Raw genomic sequence first — 19838 nt, 5'->3', positions numbered from 1 at the left:
GGTGGTCATGGCGGAGGGGAAACGCCCGGTTACATTCCGAACCCGGAAGCTAAGCCCTCCAGCGCCGATGGTACTGCATGGGGGACCGTGTGGGAGAGTAGGACACCGCCGGACAATTCTTTGATAATGCGTGTGGGCTTGACCGAAGAGGATTCTTCGCTCAAGCCCACACGCATTTTTTTATGCCTCCTCCCGGGGCATGCGCGGGAGGGAATTCCTACAGCTTTCCGGTCGCCTTCAGGGAGAGGTAGGCGTCGGCGACAGCGGGCGGCAGGTCCTCGGGGGGAGCCTCCACCACGGTGACGCCGAAACGGCGCAGGCGTTCCCTCGTCCGGCGGCGTTCCGCCTGGTGCCGGGCCGCCGCCGCGGCCTCGTACACCCCCGCGATCGTGCCGCGCGTGCCGGCCATCTCCGCGATGCGCGGGTCGCCCACCGCCGCCACCAGAACGGTGTGGCGATGGGTGAGCTGCGGCAGGACCGGGAGCAGGTCCGACTCCACCGGGGCCGTGTCCAGGCCCGTGAACAGCACGATCAGGGAACGCCGAGGGGCGCCCGCCAGGGCTGCCGCGGCCATCGCGCGGGTGTCCGTCTCGACCAGGGCCGGCTCCAGCCGCGTCATGGCCTCGACCGTGGCGGGCAGCATGTCGCCGCCCGTCCTGCCGCGCACCGATGCCCGGACGGCGCGGTCGAACGCCAGCAAGTCCACGCGGTCACCGGCCTGGGAGGCCAGCGCTGTCAGCAGCAGCGCCGCGTCCATCGCCGCGTCCAGGCGCGGCGCGTCTCCCACGCGCCCGGCCGAGGTGCGGCCGGTGTCCAGCACGAGCAGCAGATGCCGGTCCCGTTCGGGACGCCAGGTGCGCACGGCGATCGTGGACTGCCGCGCGGTGGCCCGCCAGTCGATGGACCGGACGTCGTCGCCGGGCACATAGTCGCGCAGACTGTCGAACTCGGTGCCCTCACCGCGCGTCAGCAGCGTGGTGCGCCCGTCCAGTTCCCGCAGCCGGGCCAGCTTGGCCGGGAGGTGCTTCCTGCTGGTGAACGGCGGCAGCACCCGGACCGTCCACGGCACGACGTGGCTGCCCTGGCGGGCGGCCAGGCCGAGCGGCCCGTGGGAGCGGATCGTGACGCGCACCGCCCGGTGGTCGCCGCGCCGAGTCGGGCGCAGCACCGTGGTCAGCCGGCGGCGCTCCCCCGGAGGCACCGTCAGTTCGTGCCGGGCGGCGGCGAACGCGGTGCCCGGGAGCCAACTGCTCGGCGGCCAGGCGTCCCGCAGGTCCGCGCGCAGCGGCCGGGCGGCCGGGTTGGTGACGGTGAGCCGCACCTCCGCTTCCTGGCCCAGGCTCACGGAGGTGGCGCCGGAGCGTTCCAGCCGGAGCGTGCGGACCGGGGCGGCGCGGGCCAGGTCGAACAGCACCGCGGCGAGCAGCGGCAGCGCGACGGCGAGGATGCCGTGCCAGCCGGGCAGCAGGCCGACGACGAGCGCGCCGAGCGCGGCGATCAGCGCGGTGCGGCCGGACAGCGCCATCAGCGCGGCACCGGGACGCGGGCCAGCAGGCCGGTGAGCACGCTGTCCGCGGTGACGCCCTCCATCTCGGCCTCCGGGCGCAGCCGGACGCGGTGGCGGAGGGTCGGCAGGGCCAGGGCCTTCACGTCGTCGGGGATCACATAGGCGCGGCCGGACAGCCAGGCCCAGGCGCGGGAGGTGCTGAGCAGGGCGGTGGCGCCGCGCGGGGAGGCGCCCAGGGAGAGCGAGGGCGATTCGCGGGTGGCGCGGCACAGGTCGACCACGTAGCCGGTGATGTCGGGGGTGACGGACACGTCGGCCACCGCGGCGCGGGCGGCGGCGAGGTCCTTGGGGCCGGCGACCGGGCGGACGCCCGCCGCCGCGAGGTCGCGCGGGTCGAAGCCGGCCGCGTGCCGGGCGAGGACGTCGATCTCCTGGTCGCGGCTGGGCAGCGGGAGGTTCAACTTGAGGAGGAAGCGGTCCAGTTGGGCCTCGGGGAGCGGGTAGGTGCCCTCGTACTCCACTGGGTTCTGGGTGGCGGCCACCATGAACGGGTCGGGCAGCGCGCGCGGTGTGCCCTCCACCGACACCTGGCGCTCCTCCATGGCTTCGAGGAGCGACGCCTGGGTCTTGGGCGGCGTGCGGTTGATCTCGTCGGCCAGCATCAGGTTGGTGAAGACGGGACCGGCCTGGAAGGAGAACTCGGCGGTGCGGGCGTCGTAGACCAGCGAGCCGGTGACGTCGCTCGGCATCAGGTCGGGGGTGAACTGAACGCGCTTCGTGTCGAGTTCGAGCGCGGTGGCCAGGGCGCGGACGAGGAGGGTCTTGGCCACGCCGGGAACGCCTTCGAGGAGGACGTGGCCGCGGCACAGCAGGGCGACGACCAGGCCGGTGACGGCGGCGTCCTGGCCGACGACGGCCTTGCCGATCTCACCGCGCAGGGCCTCCAGGGCCGCGAGCGGGTTTCCATCCGTGGGTGCGGTCACGAGCGTGGGTCCTTGCCTTCCGATGTCGTGTGCGGGGTGACGCGGCGTTCGAGGGCGTCCAGGTCGTCGGCGAGGCGGACCAGGGCGTGGTCGTCCGCGGGGGGCGGGCCGAAGAGCAGTGCGTGCACGGCCTGGGGGCTCTCGCCGGTGTGTGCGGCGAGCGCGGTGGGCAGCGCCTCGGGCGTGTGGGCGGCGGCCGGGGCGAGGCCGACGAGCGGCGCGAGCCGGTCGCGGGTGGCGGCGCGCAGCGCGTCGGCGGCCCGGTCGCGGGCGCCGGCCTGGTGGTAGAGGCGGGCGTGGCCCTCGGTGGTCTCGGTGGCGCGGACCGAGACGGGGAGCCGTTCGGCGACGACGGGGCCGAGGCGGCGGGCGCGCCAGAGGGCGGCGAGGCCGGCGGCGATGCCGAGTTGGAGCGTGGCCCAGCGCCAGCCGGGGTCGAGCAGGCCGGTCAGGCTCTCCTCCTCGCCGGAGGCCGGTGCCTCGGCGGGGGAGGGCAGGTACCAGACGACGTGGGCGCGGTCGCCCAGGAGCTGGAGGGCGAGGGAGGCGTTGCCGTCCTCGTCGAGGTGCTGGTTGTAGAGGAGGTCGGGGGCGCCGAGGAGGACGGTCTCGCCGCCGGGGCTGGCCGTCGGGACGGTGGCCAGGGTGGGGAGGACGGTCTCGCCGCCGGGGCTGGCCGTCGGGACGGTGGCCAGGGTGGGGAGGCCGGCCACGGGGTAGCAGGCGGTGACGCCGGTGGGCGGGAGGCCGGACAGGTCGTAGCGGGTGCCGCCCATCCGGGCGCTGCCGGCGTGTTCGGCGATGTCCGAGGCGCAGGCCGGCGCGCGCTCTTCGACGGGGGCGGGCGCGGCGGTGGTCACGCCGGGCGCGAAGGCGTCCAGGGCCCGCTGGCCGGGGGCGACGAGAACGGTGCGCGCGCCGCTGTCGGCGACGGCCTCGCGCAGGGTGGCGCGGCTGCTGTCGGTCAGGTCCTCGGAGTCGGTGACCAGCAGCGTGGTGTCGGGGCCGGTGGCGGCGGCGGCCTCGCGGGCGGTGGTGACCGGGGTGGTGTCGACGCCGTGCCGGGCAAGCAGCTCGGCGATGGCGCGGCTGCCGGTCTGGGTGGCCGAGCGCGGGTTCAGGGTGCCGCTGTCGCCGGAGGTGAGGAGGGCGATAAGGAGTCCGGTGACGACGAGGACGGCGAACGCGGCGAGGAAGCCGCGGCCGCGGCGCCACAGGGCGCGGGCGTCGGGGGAGACGGCCGTGTCGCCGGTCATGGAGCCGTCCAGGCAGCGGTCGTGGTGAGGTCCGGCTTCGCGTGGCGCAGCCGCTCGTCGAGGTCGCGCAGCCGGTCGTGGTCGGCCGGGGCGGCGGGCAGGCTGCCGAAGGTGACGGCGTCGAACGTGGTGGCCGCGGTGCTCAGTTCGGCCGTGAAGGCGGGCAGGGGTCGGGCGGCCTCGGCGGCGGCCTCGTTCGCGGTGCGGCCGGGGCGGGGGTCCAGCAGGGCGCGTTCCTCCAGAGAACGGACGAGGGCGCGCATGCGTTCCTGCACGGCCGGGGTCCAGCGGCCGGCGCGGGCGTGCTCGTCGGCGGCGGCGCGGTGTTCGGCCGCGGTGCGGGGCCGGTCGGTGAAGACGGCGCCCGGGGCGCGCGGGCCGGTGGCGGTGCGCAGGGCGCCCAGGCGCAGCCGCAGGGCGACGAGGAGGGCGATGACGAGGGCGGCGATGACGAGCAGGCCGACCCAGCCGCCGGGGGTGTGGAAGGCGGCGGATTCGAGGGCGCCGAAGATCCGGTCCCAGAGCCAGTTCCACAGGCGCCGGAGCAGGCCGGGCTCGTGCTGGGTGTAGATCTGCTTGGACAGCTCGCGTTCGGCCTCTTCCCGGGCCGGGTCGCGTCCCACGGTGACGGGCGGGCCCGGCTCGTCCGCCCAGGGCAGCGCCATGGCGTCAGCTTTCCCGGGGCGGGGTGCCGACCCCCGCGGCACGGGCCAGTTCGATGTCGAGGGCTTCGCGGCGGATGCGCTGGTCGATGTAGAGCAGGGCGGTGACGCCGGCGCTGACCGGCAGGGTGATGGTGGAGGCGATGACCGCGCCGATGCCGGAGATGGCGAGGTAGGTCCAGGACATGTCGGAGAAGGAGCCCTCGAAGAAGCTGTTCGCGCCGTCGCCCGAGACGATGCCGGCGATGGCCGAGGTCGGGAACTCGATGATGCCGGCGACCACGGTCAGCAGCACGAGGACCAGGAGCTGGACGCCGAAGACGCGCCACCAGGAGCCGCGCACGAGCTTGGCCGAGCGGCGCAGGGCCGCGATGACGCCCTGCCGCTCCAGCATGAGGGCGGGCGCGGCCAGCGAGAACCGGACCCAGAGCCAGATGGCCAGGACGATGCCGCCGATGACGCCGAGCGCGACGGCGCCGCCGTTGCCGGTCAGGGCGCCGAGGAGGGTGGGGACGGCGACGGCGAGCACGGCGATGAGCGGCACGAGGAGCACGACGCCGAGCAGGCGCAGCAGCCGGCTGCGGGAGTCCTGCCACGCCTCGGCGAAGGTGACCTCGCGGCCGAGGACGGCCCGGCTGACCACGATGGTGAGCATCGCGGTGGCCAGAACGCTGCCGAGGATGGTGATGACGCCGGTGACGGAGGCGAAGGCGCCGAGGTCGGTGAAGGCGTCGCGGATCTCCTCGTCGGTCGGGTTCGGGTTGTCCTCCAGGGCGGCCAGGCCGGAGCTGTCGCTGAGCCAGGTGCGCATGGCGACGGTGGAGATGAGCTGGGTGATGACGGCGATGCCCAGGGCGATGGCGAGCACGGTCCGCCAGTGGGCGCGGGCGGTGGAGACCGCGCCGTCGAGTATTTCGCCGATGCCGAGGGGGCGCAGCGGGATGACGCCGGGCTTGGCGGCGAACGTGTGTGGGTGCCAGCCGCCCCAGTTGCCGGGCTGCTGGGGGCCGCCCCAGCCGGGCTGCTGCTGGCCCCAGCCCTGCTGAGGGCCGGGCTGCTGCGGGGGCTGGCCGGGGGACGGCGGCGGTGCGGCGTTCCACCCCTGGGGGGCCGGCGGGCGGGCGGAATCTTCCGGACCGCGCTCCGGCGGCGGGGATCCGGGGGAGGCCCAGCCCGGCGTGTCGCTCACGACGTCTCCTTGTTCGCTTCGCACCTTTGTTGCCGTCAAGTTCCTGGCGCCCATCGTGCCATGGCGCCCCGCCGGGCGCGTCCGTGTGGTCGATGCCGGGGGACCCGCCTTCTCTCGCCCCCCTCCGGCGGGCAGACTGTGCCAATGGCTGATCTCAGAGTCCCCGCCCTGCGCTGGGCCGAGCCGCCCCACGGGCCGGTGCTGGTGCTGCTGGACCAGACGCGGCTGCCGGCCGAGGAAGCCGAGTACGTGTGCACGGATGTGCCGGCGCTGGTGGCGGCGATCCAGTCGCTGGTCGTGCGGGGTGCGCCGTTGCTGGGGATCGCGGGCGCGTACGGGGTGGCGCTGGCGGCGGCGCGGGGATATGACGTGCCGGAGGCGGCGCGGCTGCTCGCGGAGGCCCGGCCGACCGCGGTCAATCTGGCGCGGGGGGTGTGGCGGGCGGAGGCCGCGCACCGGGCGGCCGGGGGCGACGGGCCCGCGGCGGCGGAGGCGGCGCTGGCGGAGGCGCGGGCGCTGCACCGGGAGGAGACGGAGGCCAGCGACCGGATGGCGGCGCTGGGCGCGGAGCTGCTGGCCGAGCTGCTGCCCGGGGGCGGGTACCGGCTGCTGACCCACTGCAACACGGGGGCGTTGGTCTCCGGCGGCAACGGGACCGCGTTCGCGGTGGTGGCCGCCGCGCACCGGGCGGGGGAGCTGCGGCGGCTGTGGGTGGACGAGACGCGTCCGCTGCTCCAGGGCGCGCGGCTGACGGCGTACGAGGCGGCGCGCGAGGAGATGCCGTACGCCGTGCTGGCGGACGCGGCGGCCGGGTCGCTGTTCGCGGCGGGCGAGGTGGACGCGGTGCTGATCGGCGCGGACCGGATCGCGGCGGACGGCTCGGTGGCCAACAAGGTGGGGAGCTATCCGCTGGCGGTGCTGGCCGGGCACCACGGGGTGCCGTTCGTGGTGGTCGCGCCGGTGAGCACGGTGGACCGGGAGACGGTGGACGGAAGGGGGATCCGGATCGAGGAGCGGCCGGGGCATGAGGTGACCGAGATCCGGCCGGGGGCGCCGGTGACGCCGGTGGGCGCGCTGGCGTACAACCCGGCGTTCGACGTGACGCCGCCGGAGCTGGTGACGGCGATCGTCACCGAGCGAGGAGTGGTGTCGCCGGTGGACCGGGGGAACCTCGCGGAAGTGTGTTCCAGATCACGTTCGACCGAGTCATGAACAGGTAATGGGATGATGAAGGCATGAAGGGACGCGTACTCGTCGTCGATGACGACACCGCTCTGGCGGAGATGCTCGGCATCGTGCTGCGCGGGGAGGGGTTCGAGCCGTCGTTCGTGGCTGACGGGGACAAGGCTCTGGCCGCTTTCCGGGAGATCAAGCCGGATCTCGTGCTGCTCGATCTGATGCTCCCCGGGCGCGACGGCATCGAGGTGTGCCGGCTCATCCGCGGCGAGTCCGGGGTGCCGATCGTGATGCTCACGGCGAAGAGCGACACCGTGGACGTCGTGGTGGGCCTGGAGTCGGGGGCGGACGACTACATCGTCAAGCCGTTCAAGCCGAAGGAGCTGATCGCCCGGATCCGGGCGCGGCTGCGGCGTTCGGAGGAGCCGGCGCCCGAGCAGCTCGCCATCGGGGATCTGGTGATCGACGTGGCCGGGCACTCGGTGAAGCGGGGCAGCCAGACGATCTCGCTGACGCCGCTGGAGTTCGACCTGCTGGTCGCGCTGGCGCGCAAGCCGTGGCAGGTCTTCACGCGTGAGGTGCTGCTGGAGCAGGTGTGGGGCTACCGGCACGCGGCGGACACCCGGCTGGTGAACGTTCATGTGCAGCGGCTGCGTTCCAAGGTGGAGAAGGACCCGGAGCGGCCGGAGATCGTGGTGACCGTGCGCGGCGTGGGCTACAAGGCCGGGTCAAGCTGACGTGACCGACCGGGTCTGGTGGCACAGCTCCCGGCTGCTGTCGGAGGGGGCGACGGGCAGCCGGGCGCAGCCCGCTATCCGGATTTTCGGCCGCTGGGCCCGGGGGCCGCTGCTGTCGGTGATGCGGCTGTGGCGGCGCAACATCCAGCTCCGGGTGGTCGCCAGCACGCTGCTGCTGTCCATGGCCGTGGTGCTGGTGCTCGGCGTCGTGGTGATCGGGCAGGTGCGCAACGGGCTGCTGGAGGCGAAGCGGCAGACGGCGCAGAGCCAGGCCGAGGGCGGGTTCGACGTCGCGCACGAGATGGCGACGACCGGGGGCGACGAGGGCGGCGGCGCCGGGCAGACCCAGGACGCCTGGAACTGGATGACGGATCTCGTCACCCAGCTCTCCAGCGGCGGTCAGGGCGTGTTCTCGGTGGTGGCGATGCCGTCCGAGCACGCGGGCATGCCGTTCGTGGAGTACCCGGAGTTCTCGGCGCGCGGGGCGCGGGCCTCGCCCGATGTGGATGTGCACCGGAGCATCTCCGAGGAGATGCGGGAGGCGCTGGACGGCGACCTCAACACCCACCGGCAGTACGGGACGATCGTCCGCAGGGACGGAACGTCCGAGGCGGGCCTGATCATCGGCAAGCGGCTGACGGATCCGCAGGGCGGCCAGTACCAGCTCTACTACCTCTTCCCGTTCACCCAGGAGGAGAAGTCCCTCAGCCTGGTCACGGGCACCATCGCGACCGCCGGGCTGTTCGTCGTCGTGCTGCTGGGCGCGATCGCCTGGCTGGTGGTGCGGCAGGTGGTGACGCCGGTGCGGATGGCGGCCCGGATCGCGGAACGGCTCGCGGCGGGGCGGCTCCAGGAGCGGATGAAGGTCAGCGGCGAGGACGACATCGCGCGGCTGGGCGAGTCGTTCAACAAGATGGCGCGCAACCTCCAGACGCAGATCCAGCAGTTGGAGGAGCTGTCGCGGATGCAGCGCCGCTTCGTGTCGGACGTCTCGCACGAGCTGCGCACGCCGCTGACGACCGTGCGGATGGCGGCCGATGTCATCCACGAGTCGCGCGGCGAGTTCGATCCGGCGACTGCGCGGTCCGCGGAGCTGCTGCTCAGCCAGCTCGACCGGTTCGAGCTGCTGCTCGCGGATCTGCTGGAGATCAGCAGGTTCGACGCCGGGGCGGCCCATCTGGAGGCCGAGCAGACGGATCTGCGGGACGTGGTGCACCGGGTGCTGGAGGGCGCGGAGCCGCTGGCCGACCGGAAGGGCAGCCGGCTGCTGGTCCGGGGCGCGGCGCTGCCGGTGGTGGCCGAGGTCGATCCGCGGCGCATCGAGCGCGTCGTGCGGAACCTGGTGGTCAACGCCATCGAGCACGGCGAGGGCCGGGACGTGGTCGTGCGGCTGGCGTCCGCGCCGGACGGCGGGGCCGTGGCGGTCGCCGTGCGGGACTACGGCATCGGGCTGCGCACGGGCGAGGCGGACCGGGTCTTCAGCCGCTTCTGGCGGGCCGACCCGGCGCGGGCCAGGACCACGGGCGGCACCGGGCTCGGGCTGTCGATCGCGCTGGAGGACGCGCACCTGCACGGTGGGCGGCTGGAGGCGTGGGGCGAGCCGGGCGGTGGCGCCCAGTTCCGGCTGACGCTGCCGCGCAGCGTGGGCGGCGGGCTGAGCGGTTCGCCGCTGCCGCTGGAGCCGGCCGACTCGCGGGCCCGGCGGGCGCGGGAGGGGCGCGCGGTGGCGCGTTCCGGGGCGGTGGCGGCGGGCGCCGACACCAGGGAGCCGGACGGGGAGGACGGCCATGGCAACTGACCGGATCCGCATACGCGGCGCGCGGGTGCGAACGGTCGGCGCGCTGCTGGCCGGCGCGCTGCTGCTGACGGGGTGTGCCTCGATGCCGGGCGGCGGCCCGGTGCAGGAGGTCGAGTCCTCGCAGCGCCCCGAGGGCGAGTCGCAGGTGCTGGTCTACGGCGTTCCGCCGGAGGAGGGCATGACGCCGCTCCAGATCGTGCGGGGCTTCCTGGAGGCGATCACCAGCGACGAGGCGCGGTTCGAGACGGCGAAGAAGTACCTGACGCCGGACGCGGCGCGGGAGTGGGACCCGTTCTCCGGGATCACCGTGCTCTCCGGCGGCCCGGACGGCCTGACCAACCCGGGCGGGGACCCCTCGCTCGCCAGGCTCAGCGGCACCCGGCTGGCGACGGTGGACGACGCGCGCGTGTACACGGCGGTGGACGACCCGTACTCGGTGTCGTTCCGGCTGGCGCAGGTGGACGGCGAGTGGCGGATCGACTCGCTGGAGGACGGGCTGGTGATGGGCGAGGCCGACTTCCGCCGCATCTACCGCTCCGTGGACACGTTCTACTTCGCCGAACTGGGCGGCGAGGCGGGGCGGGTCGCGGACGGCGGCGAGGTGCTGGTGTCCGACCCGGTGTATGTGCGCCGCCGGATCGACCCGGTGGGGGACATCGTGGGGGCGCTGCTCGACGGGCCCAGCGACTGGTACGCGCCCGTGGTCACCTCGGCCTTCCCGGAGGGGGTGACGCTGGCCGAGGACCGGCCGGTGATCGGCGAGTCCGGCCGGCTGACGGTGGGGCTGGAGGGCCTGCCCGGCGATCTGCCGGGGGACCGCTGCGAGCAGATGGCGGCCCAGCTTCTCTACACGGTGACGGAGGTGTCCTCCGGGGATCTGTCGGAGGCGCGGCTCGTCGACGGGAACGGCGCCCAGGTGTGCGCCGTGAGCCGGACCGAGGCCGAGTCGTCGGCGCCCGGCCTGCTGGACGGCGAGCTGAACCGCGCGTACTTCCTCGACGAGGAGGGGCGGCTGGTGTCCCTGTCCGCCACCGACCCGGACTCGGCGCCGCGGCCGGTCGGCGGCCCGCTGGGCGCGGCGGAGGCGCAGTTGCGCGGCGCGGCGGTCAGCCGGGACGGGGAGACGGCGGCGGGCGTCAGCGCGGACGGCTCGACGCTGTTCGTGTCCTCGCTGAGCAAGGCGGACGCGCAGAGCGCGACGGCGCTGACCAGCGACTCGCCCGGGGCGGACACCGGGCTGAGCGCGCCGAGCTGGGACGGGCTGGGCGACCTGTGGGTCGCCGACCGCTCGGCCGAGGGGTCGCGGCTGCTGCGGCTGAGCGGCGGCGAGGGCACGGCCCGCGAGATACCGGTGACCGGCCTGGCGCCGGGCGCGCGGATCGAGGCGCTGCGCGTGGCGTCGGACGGTGTGCGGGTCGCGATGCTGATCAACGAGAACGGGCACACGACGCTCCAGCTCGGGCGCATCGAACGCGTGAGCGCGGGCGAGGGCGAGGGCGAGACGGTCACCGTCAACGCGCTGCGCGAGATCGCGCCCCAGCTCGAGGACGCGACCGCGGTGTCCTGGGCCGGGGACAGCAGGCTCGTGGTGGTGGGGCGGCCGGCCGACGGCGGGCAGCAGCTCCAGTACGTGATCACCGACGGCTCCCCGGTCAACGTGGCGACCATGGTGGGCTTCGGCGATGTCACCGGGGTGGCCGCCGCGGAGGACGAGCAGCGCCCGCTGCTGGCGGACACCGGCGATTCCATGGCCCGGCTCCAGGAAGGGCAGTGGAAGTTCATCCCCGGCGCGGAGCAGGGGAGTTCACCGGTCTATCCGGGCTGACGGAACGCTCCGGGTCCGGTTGTCCACATCCCTCCTTCCGGGGATTGGCCGGGTCCGTCCCCTCCGGCACGGTGGGGGCCATGCGGGGATGGTGGCGGGAGCTCGGTTCGCTGGTGCTGCCCACGGCGTGTGCCGGGTGCGGGGCCGGGCGCGAGGTGTTGTGCGAGGCGTGCCGGCGGGCGGTGTGCGCCGGGCCGGCGCGGCGGGTGCGGCCCGTTCCGGAGCCGGTGGGGCTGCCGCCTGTATACGCCGCCACCGGGTACGCCGACCAGCCGCGGGCGGTCCTGCTCGCCCACAAGGAGCGCGGGATGCTGGCGCTGGCCGCCCCGCTGGGCCGGGCGCTGGCGGTCAGCGTCCGCGCCGTGGCCCCGGCGGCCGGCGCCGGGCGGGCGGTGGGGCTCGTGCCGGTGCCCTCGACGCGGGCCGCGGTCGCGCGGCGCGGCCATGACCCCGTACGGCGGATCGCCCTCGCGGCGGCTCGCCGGCTGCGCGCGGAGGGGCGGGCGGTGCAGGTGCGGCCCGCCCTGCGGATGACCCGCGTGGTCGCCGACCAGGCGGGGCTGACCGCGGCCGAGCGGCGGGCGAACCTGGCCGGGGCACTGGCGGTGCGGCCCGGGGCGCTGCGGCCGGGGGATCCGGTGCTGCTGGTGGACGATCTGGTCACCACGGGGGCCTCGCTCACCGAGGCGGCGCGCGCGGTCACCGCGGCCGGTGGCACCGTGCTGGGCGCGGCCGTCGTCGCGGGTCCTTCGTTCGAGTGGTCTTACGCTACGCGCCGGTAGGGGTGCCAATCGAGCCTTCACGGAGGTACGTTCGGTATCAGGCGGCATGCTCGCCATTCCGGCATAAGTGGATATCAACCGCTTTCCAGCGACTGTTCGACTTCGGATCTTCCTCTTCGAGTTCAGGAGGGTGTTGATCTTCCTCCCGGGGGAGAAGGAGGTGAAAGTCGTAACCCCGATGTAACGCCGGGAACGTGCCGTGGACACCGGCACTTTCCGGACCAGTGCACGAAGGGCGTCCCCGCCAGAGATGGCGGTGCCGCCCGGGAACGGAGTTCTGCGTGGACATCGTCGTCAAGGGCCGCAAGACCGAGGTGCCGGAGCGATTCCGGCGGCACGTGGCCGAGAAGCTGAAGCTGGAAAAGATCCAGAGGATCGACGGCAAGGTGACCCGCCTCGACGTGGAAGTGTCCAAGGAGCACAACCCGCGTCAGGCAGACCGTTCCGACCGGGTGGAGATCACGCTGCGCCACCGCGGTCCCGTCGTGCGGGCCGAGGCGTCGGCCGCCGACCCGTACGGAGCCCTGGATCTGGCCGTGGAGAAGCTGGAGTCCAGGCTGCGCAGGCAGCACGACAAGCGCCGCTCCCGCCGCGGCCGGGACCGCATCCCGGCCAGCGAGGTCGCCGCGGTGACACCCGAGGCGGCCATGCTCAACGGGGACGGCGTGCTCGTGTCCGCCCTCCCGGGCGAGCCGGAGCCCGCCGCCGAGCCGACCCTGCGGCGCATCGGATCGGTCGTGGTCGAGGGGGACGGGCCGCTGGTCGTCCGGGAGAAGACCCACGCGGCGGCCCCGATGTCGCTCGGACAGGCCCTGTACGAAATGGAGTTGGTGGGGCACGACTTCTATCTCTTCGTCGACGCCGACACCAAGCAGCCCAGCGTCGTCTACCGCCGGCACGCGTATGACTACGGAGTGATCCACCTGGAGCCGGACCCACTGGCCGAGGAGACGGCCCCGGAGGAGGCCGGAGGCGCGCTGGGCGGCTGACCCGTCCGCTGCCAACGGGCACCCCCCGGCCGGAACACGGACCTGGCCGGGGGTGCCGCCATGGAATCATGGGGTTGCCGATTGTGGCAGTCGCGTATCGACCGGCAGGGGGAGGAACGATGGTGGACACTTTCGGACCCGCGATGTCCCAGGGGCAGCGCCGCCTGGCCCGCGAGACGCCGTCCCAGGAGCAGCGGGAGCCGATCAGGGTGCTGGTCGTGGACGACCACGAGCTCTTCCGGCGGGGGCTGGAGATCGTGCTCGCCCAGGAGGAGGACATCCTGGTCGTCGGCGAGGCGGGGGACGGCGCGGAGGCCGTGGAGAAGGCCGCCGACCTGCTGCCCGACATCGTGCTGATGGACGTGCGCATGCCGCGCCGGGGCGGGATCGAGGCATGCACCTCCATCAAGGAAGTCGCCCCCAGCGCGCGGATCATCATGCTGACGATCAGCGACGAGGAGGCCGACCTCTACGACGCGATCAAGGCCGGCGCGACGGGCTACCTGCTCAAGGAGATCTCGACGGACGAGGTCACCGCGGCGATCCGGGCCGTGGCCGACGGCCAGTCGCAGATCAGCCCCTCGATGGCGGCCAAGCTGCTGACCGAGTTCAAGGCGCTGATCCAGCGCACCGACGAGCGCCGCCTGGTCCCGGCCCCGAAGCTGACCGACCGGGAGCTGGAGGTGCTCAAGCTGGTCGCCACCGGCAAGAACAACCGGGACATCGCCAAGGACCTGTTCATCAGCGAGAACACCGTGAAGAACCACGTGCGGAACATCCTGGAGAAGCTTCAGCTCCACTCCCGGATGGAGGCCGTGGTCTACGCGATGCGCGAGAAGATCCTGGATCTGGGCACCGGTTGACGATCGGGCCCCCCGCGGCTCCCTCTCCCGTGGCTCATATCTCCACGCGGGCCACCTCGTTCACCAGCGCGTCGTGCAACTCCTCCGGCGTCGTCCGCTCGACCCTGATCTCCGTGCAGTTGACCCACCGCGCGGCCTCCGCCAGCGCCTCGGCCATCGCCGGTATCGCCTTGACCGCCCGCGCCGGTCCGCCCTCGAACGCGGCGTGCCGCGCGACCAGCGTGCTGCCCTCGCGCGCCGGATCCACCCGGCCCAGCAGCTTGCCGCCGGACAGCAGCGGCATCGAGAAATAGCCGTAGATCCGCTTGGGCCTGGGCACATACGCCTCCAGCCGGTGCACGAACCCGAAGATCCGCTCCGTGCGCGGCCGGTCCCAGATGAGCGAGTCGAACGGCGAGAGCAGCGTGGTGCGGTGCCGCCCCCGGGGCGCGGTGGCCAGCGCGGCCGGATCGGCCCAGGCCCGGTGCCGGCCGCTCCGCCCGTCGGCCGTGCCCCAGCCCGCCACCTCCACCGGGACCAGCCCGGTGTCCCGGACGACGGACTCCACCTGCTCCGACGACAGCCGGTGGTAGTCGGCGAGATCGGCCTGCGTGGCCACGCCCATCGCCGCCCCCGCCTGCGCCACCAGCCGGCGCACGCACTCCGCGTCGTCAAGGTCGTCGTGGTACAGCTCACCCGGGATCGCGCGCTCGGCCAGGTCGTACACCCGCTTCCAGCCGCGCCGCCGCGTGCACACCACGTCCCCGTGCATCAGGGCCCGTTCGACCGCGATCTTGGAGTCGCTCCAGTCCCACCACGGCCCGCCGTTCTTCGCGCCGCCCAGCTCGGTGGCGGTCAGCGGGCCCTCGGCGCGGAGCTGGTCGAGCACCTTCTCGTAGGTGCTGGGAGCCAGCTCGTGATGCCAGGACCGGCGGGCGCGGTACGCGCGGCGGCGGAACGCGAACAGCGGCCACTCCTCGATCGGGAGCACACAGGCGGCGTGCGACCAGTACTCGAAGGCGTGGTCCCCCGGCCAGTACGCCGCCTCCACCGCCTGCCGTCCCACCGCGCCGAGACGGGCGTAGGGCAGCAGCTCGTGGGAGCGGGCGAGCACCGAGATCGTGTCGAGCTGAACGGCCCCGAGCCGCCGCAGGACACCGCGCACCCCGGCCCGGCGGTCCACGGCGCCGAGCAGCCCCTGCGCGCGCAGCGCGATCCGGCGGGCCTCGTCGGCGGACAGTTGCAACGATGCGGAGGTCATGCGAGGGATCGTAGAGCGGAGCACTGACACTCCTTGCGGCACTCGCATACCATGGCCGGTGCGGCGGGGCCATCTCGCTGTGCCCGCGCTTCCCAACCGAGCCACGCCCGACCGGCAAGGAGACCAGCCCTCGTGTCCGTCTTCAACAAGATCATGCGTGCAGGCGAAGGCAAGATCCTGCGCAGGCTGAATCGCCTCGCCAACCAGGTGAACTCCATTGAAGAGGACTTCGTCGACCTGTCCGACGCCGAGCTGCGCGCCCTCACCGACGAGTACCGGGAGCGCTTCGCGGACGGTGAGAGTCTTGACGATCTCCTGCCGGAGGCGTTCGCCACGGTCCGGGAGGCGGCCAAGCGCGTACTGGGCCAGCGCCACTACGACGTGCAGCTCATGGGCGGCGCGGCGCTGCACCTCGGCTATGTCGCCGAGATGAAGACCGGTGAGGGCAAGACGCTGGTCGGCACGCTGCCCGCGTATCTCAACGCCCTGGCGGGTGAGGGCGTTCACCTCATCACCACCAACGACTACCTGGCGCAGCGCGACTCCGAGTGGATGGGCCGGGTGCACCGCTTCCTGGGCCTGACCGTCGGCTGCATCACGGCGGGCATGCCGCCGTCCAAGCGCCGCCAGCAGTACGCGTGCGACATCACGTACGGCACGAACAACGAGTTCGGATTCGACTTCCTGCGCGACAACATGGCGTGGTCGAAGGAGGAACTGGTGCAGCGCGGGCACAACTACGCGATCGTCGACGAGGTCGACTCGATCCTCATCGACGAGGCGCGCACCCCGCTGATCATCTCCGGCCCGGCCGACCAGGCGACCAAGTGGTACGCGGACTTCGCCAAGCTGGTGCAGCGTCTGGAGAAGGGCGAGCCGGCCGTGCCCACCCGGCAGCAGGCCGAGACCGGCGACTACGACGTGGACGAGAAGAAGCGCACCGTCGCGATCCACGACGCGGGCGTCACCAAGGTCGAGGACTGGCTGGGCATCGACAACCTCTACGAGTCGGTGAACACCCCGCTGGTCGGCTACTTGAACAACGCCATCAAGGCCAAGGAGCTCTACAAGAAGGACAAGGACTACGTCGTCCTGGACGGCGAGGTCGTGATCGTCGACGAGCACACCGGGCGCATCCTGGCCGGCCGCCGCTACAACGAGGGCATGCACCAGGCGATCGAGGCCAAGGAGGGGGTGAAGATCAAGGACGAGAACCAGACCCTCGCCAAGATCACCCTCCAGAACTACTTCCGCCTCTACGGCAAGCTCGCCGGCATGACCGGTACGGCCATGACCGAGGCCGCCGAGTTCCACCAGATCTACAAGCTCGGCGTGGTGCCCATCCCGACCAACCGCCCGATGGCGCGCACCGACCGTTCCGACCTCATCTACCGCACCGAGGTGGCCAAGTTCGCCGCGGTCGTCGACGACATCGTGGAGAAGCACGAGGCGGGCCAGCCCGTGCTGGTCGGCACCACCTCGGTCGAGAAGTCGGAGTACCTCTCCCAGCAGTTGAACAAGCGCGGGGTGCGGCACGAGGTGCTCAACGCGAAGAACCACGAGCGCGAGGCCGCGATCGTCGCCAAGGCCGGCCGCAGGGCCGCGGTCACCGTCGCCACCAACATGGCCGGCCGCGGTACCGACATCAAGCTCGGCGGGAACCCGGACGACATCGCCGAGGGCGAGCTGCGCGCCAAGGGCCTGGACCCCGTGGAGAACGCGGAGGAGTGGGCCGCGGCCCTGCCCGGCGCGCTGGAGCGGGCCGAGCAGGCGGTCGCCGCCGAGTTCGAGGAGGTCAAGGAGCTCGGCGGGCTGTATGTGCTGGGCACCGAGCGGCACGAGTCGCGCCGCATCGACAACCAGCTCCGCGGCCGTTCCGGCCGGCAGGGCGACCCGGGCGAGTCCCGCTTCTACCTGTCGCTCGGCGACGACCTGATGCGGCTGTTCAAGGCGCAGATGGTCGAGCGCGTGATGTCCATGGCCAACGTCCCCGACGACGTGCCGATCGAGAACAAGATGGTCACCCGCGCCATCGCCTCCGCCCAGGGCCAGGTCGAGCAGCAGAACTTCGAGATCCGGAAGAACGTTCTGAAGTACGACGAGGTGCTCAACCGGCAGCGCGAGGTCATCTACAGCGAGCGGCGCCGGGTGCTGGAGGGCGAGGACCTGCACGAGCAGGTGCGGTTCTTCATGGATGACACGATCGAGGCCTATGTGCGGGCCGAGACGGTCGAGGGCTTCGCCGAGGAATGGGACATGGAGCGGCTGTGGGGCGCGTTCAAGCAGCTCTACCCGGTGAAGGTCACGGTGGAGGAGCTGGAGGAGGAGGCCGGCGGCCGCGAGGGGCTGACCCCCGAGTTCCTCACCGAGTCCATCAAGGAGGACATCCACGCGCAGTACGACAAGCGCGAGGAGGAGCTGGGCTCCGAGGTGATGCGCGAGCTGGAGCGCCGCGTGGTGCTGTCGGTGCTGGACCGCAAGTGGCGTGAGCACCTCTACGAGATGGACTACCTCCAGGAGGGCATCGGGCTGCGCGCGATGGCGCAGCGCGACCCGGTGGTGGAGTTCCAGCGCGAGGGCTTCGACATGTTCACCGCCATGATGGACGGCATCAAGGAGGAGTCCGTCGGCTACCTGTTCAACCTGGAGGTCCAGGTCGAGCGGCAGGTCGAGCAGGTGCCGGTGCAGGGTGGCGAGAAGCAGCCCGCGGAGGTCGCGGCGGGCGAGCCGCAGGAGGCGGTGCCGGCCGGCGCCCCGCCGCGGGCCGGGGCCCCGGCGATCCGCGCGAAGGGCCTGGAGGTACCCAAGCGCGCCGACCGGCTGCACTTCTCGGCGCCGACGGTGGACGGCGCGGGTGGCGTCGTCGAGGGCGACTTCTCGGCGGACACCGCCGGTGCGACCGAGGGCGGCGCGCCCACGACGGGCGGCCGGGCGGAGCGGCGGAAGGCCCAGAAGGGCGGCCGGCGCCGCAAGAAGTGACGCCCGCACGCTGAACACGACGCCCGTCCGGCCGCTGGCCGGGCGGGCGTTCGGCGTTCCGTCCGGTGCGTGCGGTTCAGGGAACGGTGTCCAGCTCCACGGCGGAGCACTGCCAACGGCCGTCGCCGGGGCGGCGGTCGAGGCGGAACGCGAAGGCGCGGGTGCGGTCGCCGGCGCCGATGCGGGCGAACGCCTCGATGGCCTCGGAGCTGGGGCGGCAGACGCCGACGCCGACCAGGACGGGGGCCCGGCCGCCCGGGGGCGGGCGCAGCGGGGCGCGCGGCGCGAGGCGGCTGAGCTGTTCGTACGCGCGCTGGTGCGCGTGGCCGAGCATCACGTGCACCGGGCGCTGGCCGCTGAGAACGAGCAGGAGCTGCTCGGCGAACCAGTCCTGGGGCCCGCGGCGGCGGGCGGTGATCCGCCGCGCGGGGCGGCGCGAGTCGGTGCGGCGTGCGTTCGTGCGCGAACTGGGGCCGCGCTTGCCGGTCTTCATGGTGAGACCACCCCCCGAGAGAAGCTACCGACCAGTAACTGAAGCGGATTGTAATGGGGTGATCACAGAGAGGCAAGGCGGGTCCGCCTGGTACAGTGACCCCGCTCGCGGGTCGGACAGAAAGCGGCAGTTGATGCGCGTCTACGTTCCCCTCACACTTTCCTGGCTCGCCCGGCTGCACAAGGCCGGCGAGGCCGGACCCGCGCCCCTGACCGCCTACGCCGTCACTCCGGCGCTGCGCGAGTGGTACCTCTCGGGGAACGAGGAGGAGCTGGAGTACGCCGCTCTCAGCCGCGCCGCCCAGGCCTCGCTGCGGCTGCTCGCGATGGACCCGACGGCCGCCCGGCGGCGCGTGGTGGTCGCCGCGGACGTGCCCGACCGGACGGCCGTCGCCGACCCCGACCGGGCCCTGGACGCCGAGGCGCTGGGCGAGGTGCGGCTGACCGAGCCCGTTCCGCTGGCGAAGATCGCGGCCGTGCACGTGGACGCGCCCGACGCCGCCGCCGATATCGCGGTGGCGGCCGACGCCGTGGGCGCGGCGGACCTGGGCGACGACGACGCGAGGTTCACCGTGGACGGCGCCGCCGACCACGAGCTGCTGTGGTACGCGGTGCAGGAGATCGACGGCCTCGTGTGAGTTTGTCAGTGGGAGGACGTACCGTCGGCCCCATGGCTGCGCACATCGTCTGGGACTGGAACGGGACCCTCCTGCACGACATCGACGTGGTGATCGACGCGACGAACGCGTCCTTCGCCGAGATCGGCATACCGCCCATCACCCTGGAGCGGTACCGGGAGCTGTACTGCGTGCCCGTTCCCAAGTTCTACGAGCGGCTGCTCGGCCGGCTGCCCAGCGACGAGGAGTGGGCGGTGATGGACAGCACGTTCCACCGGCACTACTTCGCCCGGTCCGACACGGCCGGGCTCGCGGAGGGCGCGGCGCGGCTGCTGGCGGAGTGGCAGGCGGCGGGCCGCACCCAGTCGGTGTGCTCCCTCGCCCCGCACGAGCGGCTGCTGCCCTGGGTGAGCAGGCTGGGCATCGCGGCGCACTTCACCCGGGTCGACGGGAACACCGGGGACAGCATCGTGACGGGCAAGGCCGAGCAGATGGCCCGCCACCTGGCCGCGCTCGCCGGCGTGGACCCGGGGCGCGTGGTGGTCATCGGCGATGCCACGGACGACGCGGCCGCCGCCGCGCACGCCGGGGTCCGGGCGGTGCTGTACACCGGTGGCTCGCACAGCAGGCGCAGCCTGCTCGCGGCCGGGGTGCCGGTGGTGGACAGCCTGGACGAAGCCGTCGCGGTGGCCGAGGAGTTGGCGGTTCACGGGTGAATCGACCGGCGATTCGAGAGGGTGCGG

Annotated in this window: 17 protein-coding genes and 1 rRNA gene; 11 read left to right on the top strand and 7 right to left on the bottom strand. The window is 73.2% G+C overall.

Features of this window, described 5'->3' with window-relative positions; translation table 11 throughout:
• Nucleotides 1-114, top strand: a 5S ribosomal RNA gene (gene rrf, locus RM590_RS10530); the annotation flags it as partial.
• A gap of 103 nt (nt 115-217) precedes the next feature.
• Here the strand turns inward: rrf and RM590_RS10525 are convergent.
• Genes RM590_RS10525 through RM590_RS10505 form a run of 5 tightly spaced genes read right to left on the bottom strand, consistent with a single transcriptional unit; the run spans nt 218 to nt 5597 of the window.
• Nucleotides 218-1525 (bottom strand): DUF58 domain-containing protein, encoded by a 1308-nt coding sequence (locus RM590_RS10525; RefSeq protein WP_311704170.1) that lies wholly within the window; start codon nt 1523-1525, stop codon nt 218-220.
• Entirely contained in the window at nt 1525-2490 is a 966-nt protein-coding gene (locus RM590_RS10520; RefSeq protein ID WP_311704169.1) for an AAA family ATPase, read from the bottom strand. The genes RM590_RS10525 and RM590_RS10520 overlap by 1 nt, the downstream gene beginning before the upstream one ends.
• Nucleotides 2487-3746, bottom strand: coding sequence for a DUF4350 domain-containing protein (locus tag RM590_RS10515; RefSeq protein WP_311704168.1), 1260 nt, complete (start codon nt 3744-3746; stop codon nt 2487-2489). The genes RM590_RS10520 and RM590_RS10515 overlap by 4 nt, the downstream gene beginning before the upstream one ends.
• Entirely contained in the window at nt 3743-4411 is a 669-nt protein-coding gene (locus RM590_RS10510) for a DUF4129 domain-containing protein (RefSeq protein ID WP_311704167.1), read from the bottom strand. The genes RM590_RS10515 and RM590_RS10510 overlap by 4 nt, the downstream gene beginning before the upstream one ends.
• A 4-nt stretch (nt 4412-4415) precedes the next feature.
• Nucleotides 4416-5597, bottom strand: coding sequence for a DUF7544 domain-containing protein (locus RM590_RS10505; protein ID WP_311704166.1), 1182 nt, complete (start codon nt 5595-5597; stop codon nt 4416-4418).
• A 144-nt stretch (nt 5598-5741) separates the two neighbouring features.
• Here RM590_RS10505 and mtnA point away from each other — a divergent pair, with 144 nt between their 5' ends.
• The 7 genes from mtnA to RM590_RS10470 all read left to right on the top strand — a co-directional run bounded on the left by mtnA (nt 5742) and on the right by RM590_RS10470 (nt 13767).
• Complete coding sequence (gene mtnA / locus RM590_RS10500; protein WP_311704165.1) at nt 5742-6809, top strand: S-methyl-5-thioribose-1-phosphate isomerase; 1068 nt, start codon at nt 5742-5744, stop codon at nt 6807-6809.
• A gap of 23 nt (nt 6810-6832) precedes the next feature.
• On the top strand, nt 6833-7510 hold the full coding sequence (gene mtrA, locus RM590_RS10495) for a two-component system response regulator MtrA (protein WP_086160249.1): 678 nt from the start codon (nt 6833-6835) through the stop codon (nt 7508-7510).
• Nucleotide 7511: 1 nt separating this feature from the next.
• The gene (mtrB, locus tag RM590_RS10490) at nt 7512-9308 is read left to right on the top strand and encodes an MtrAB system histidine kinase MtrB (protein ID WP_311704164.1); all 1797 of its coding nucleotides are present in this window, start codon (nt 7512-7514) and stop codon (nt 9306-9308) included.
• Nucleotides 9298-11133 (top strand): LpqB family beta-propeller domain-containing protein, encoded by a 1836-nt coding sequence (locus RM590_RS10485; RefSeq protein ID WP_311704163.1) that lies wholly within the window; start codon nt 9298-9300, stop codon nt 11131-11133. The genes mtrB and RM590_RS10485 overlap by 11 nt, the downstream gene beginning before the upstream one ends.
• 80 nt (nt 11134-11213) lie before the next feature.
• Nucleotides 11214-11915 carry a ComF family protein gene (locus RM590_RS10480; RefSeq protein WP_311704162.1) on the top strand — a complete coding sequence of 234 codons (702 nt, stop codon included), beginning with the start codon at nt 11214-11216 and terminating at the stop codon, nt 11913-11915.
• Nucleotides 11916-12196: 281 nt separating this feature from the next.
• The gene (gene hpf / locus RM590_RS10475) at nt 12197-12904 is read left to right on the top strand and encodes a ribosome hibernation-promoting factor, HPF/YfiA family (protein ID WP_394813842.1); all 708 of its coding nucleotides are present in this window, start codon (nt 12197-12199) and stop codon (nt 12902-12904) included.
• Nucleotides 12905-13023: 119 nt separating this feature from the next.
• Nucleotides 13024-13767 carry a response regulator gene (locus tag RM590_RS10470; RefSeq protein WP_394813841.1) on the top strand — a complete coding sequence of 248 codons (744 nt, stop codon included), beginning with the start codon at nt 13024-13026 and terminating at the stop codon, nt 13765-13767.
• A gap of 34 nt (nt 13768-13801) precedes the next feature.
• Here RM590_RS10470 and RM590_RS10465 read toward each other — a convergent pair whose 3' ends face one another.
• Complete coding sequence (locus RM590_RS10465) at nt 13802-15007, bottom strand: winged helix-turn-helix domain-containing protein (protein WP_311704160.1); 1206 nt, start codon at nt 15005-15007, stop codon at nt 13802-13804.
• A 132-nt stretch (nt 15008-15139) separates the two neighbouring features.
• Between RM590_RS10465 and secA the strand changes: the two genes are divergently transcribed.
• On the top strand, nt 15140-17986 hold the full coding sequence (gene secA, locus RM590_RS10460; protein WP_311704159.1) for a preprotein translocase subunit SecA: 2847 nt from the start codon (nt 15140-15142) through the stop codon (nt 17984-17986).
• A 76-nt stretch (nt 17987-18062) separates the two neighbouring features.
• On the opposite strand, the gene RM590_RS10455 is transcribed toward secA, so the two are convergent.
• A complete protein-coding gene (locus RM590_RS10455; protein ID WP_311704158.1) occupies nt 18063-18479 on the bottom strand; it encodes an Rv3235 family protein in 417 nt (138 codons plus the stop codon).
• A 133-nt stretch (nt 18480-18612) separates the two neighbouring features.
• Between RM590_RS10455 and RM590_RS10450 the strand changes: the two genes are divergently transcribed.
• Together RM590_RS10450 and RM590_RS10445 are read left to right on the top strand one after the other, a co-directional pair.
• Nucleotides 18613-19116 carry a DUF6912 family protein gene (locus RM590_RS10450; RefSeq protein ID WP_311704157.1) on the top strand — a complete coding sequence of 168 codons (504 nt, stop codon included), beginning with the start codon at nt 18613-18615 and terminating at the stop codon, nt 19114-19116.
• Between the two features lie 32 nt (nt 19117-19148).
• Complete coding sequence (locus RM590_RS10445) at nt 19149-19811, top strand: HAD family hydrolase (RefSeq protein ID WP_311704156.1); 663 nt, start codon at nt 19149-19151, stop codon at nt 19809-19811.
• The last annotated feature ends 27 nt before the right edge of the window (nt 19812-19838 follow it).

This window comes from Streptomyces litchfieldiae (assembly GCF_031845365.1).
GTDB classification, from domain to species: Bacteria; Actinomycetota; Actinomycetes; order Streptomycetales; family Streptomycetaceae; genus Streptomyces; species Streptomyces litchfieldiae.
Note: the sequence above shows the minus strand (reverse complement) of the source record. Positions and strands in the feature narration are given on the sequence as shown.

Excerpts from the sequence above, each read along its gene's own strand:
- RM590_RS10480 (WP_311704162.1), top strand. The coding sequence starts at position 11,214 with ATGCGGGGATGGTGGCGGGAGCTCGGTTCGCTGGTGCTGCCCACGGCG.
- RM590_RS10485 (WP_311704163.1), top strand. The coding sequence starts at position 9,298 with ATGGCAACTGACCGGATCCGCATACGCGGCGCGCGGGTGCGAACGGTC.
- RM590_RS10510 (WP_311704167.1), bottom strand. The coding sequence starts at position 4,411 with ATGGCGCTGCCCTGGGCGGACGAGCCGGGCCCGCCCGTCACCGTGGGA.
- RM590_RS10465 (WP_311704160.1), bottom strand. The coding sequence starts at position 15,007 with ATGACCTCCGCATCGTTGCAACTGTCCGCCGACGAGGCCCGCCGGATC.
- mtrA (WP_086160249.1), top strand. The coding sequence starts at position 6,833 with ATGAAGGGACGCGTACTCGTCGTCGATGACGACACCGCTCTGGCGGAG.
- mtnA (WP_311704165.1), top strand. The coding sequence starts at position 5,742 with ATGGCTGATCTCAGAGTCCCCGCCCTGCGCTGGGCCGAGCCGCCCCAC.
- RM590_RS10445 (WP_311704156.1), top strand. The coding sequence starts at position 19,149 with ATGGCTGCGCACATCGTCTGGGACTGGAACGGGACCCTCCTGCACGAC.
- RM590_RS10450 (WP_311704157.1), top strand. The coding sequence starts at position 18,613 with ATGCGCGTCTACGTTCCCCTCACACTTTCCTGGCTCGCCCGGCTGCAC.
- RM590_RS10455 (WP_311704158.1), bottom strand. The coding sequence starts at position 18,479 with ATGAAGACCGGCAAGCGCGGCCCCAGTTCGCGCACGAACGCACGCCGC.
- RM590_RS10470 (WP_394813841.1), top strand. The coding sequence starts at position 13,024 with ATGGTGGACACTTTCGGACCCGCGATGTCCCAGGGGCAGCGCCGCCTG.
- RM590_RS10525 (WP_311704170.1), bottom strand. The coding sequence starts at position 1,525 with ATGGCGCTGTCCGGCCGCACCGCGCTGATCGCCGCGCTCGGCGCGCTC.
- RM590_RS10515 (WP_311704168.1), bottom strand. The coding sequence starts at position 3,746 with ATGACCGGCGACACGGCCGTCTCCCCCGACGCCCGCGCCCTGTGGCGC.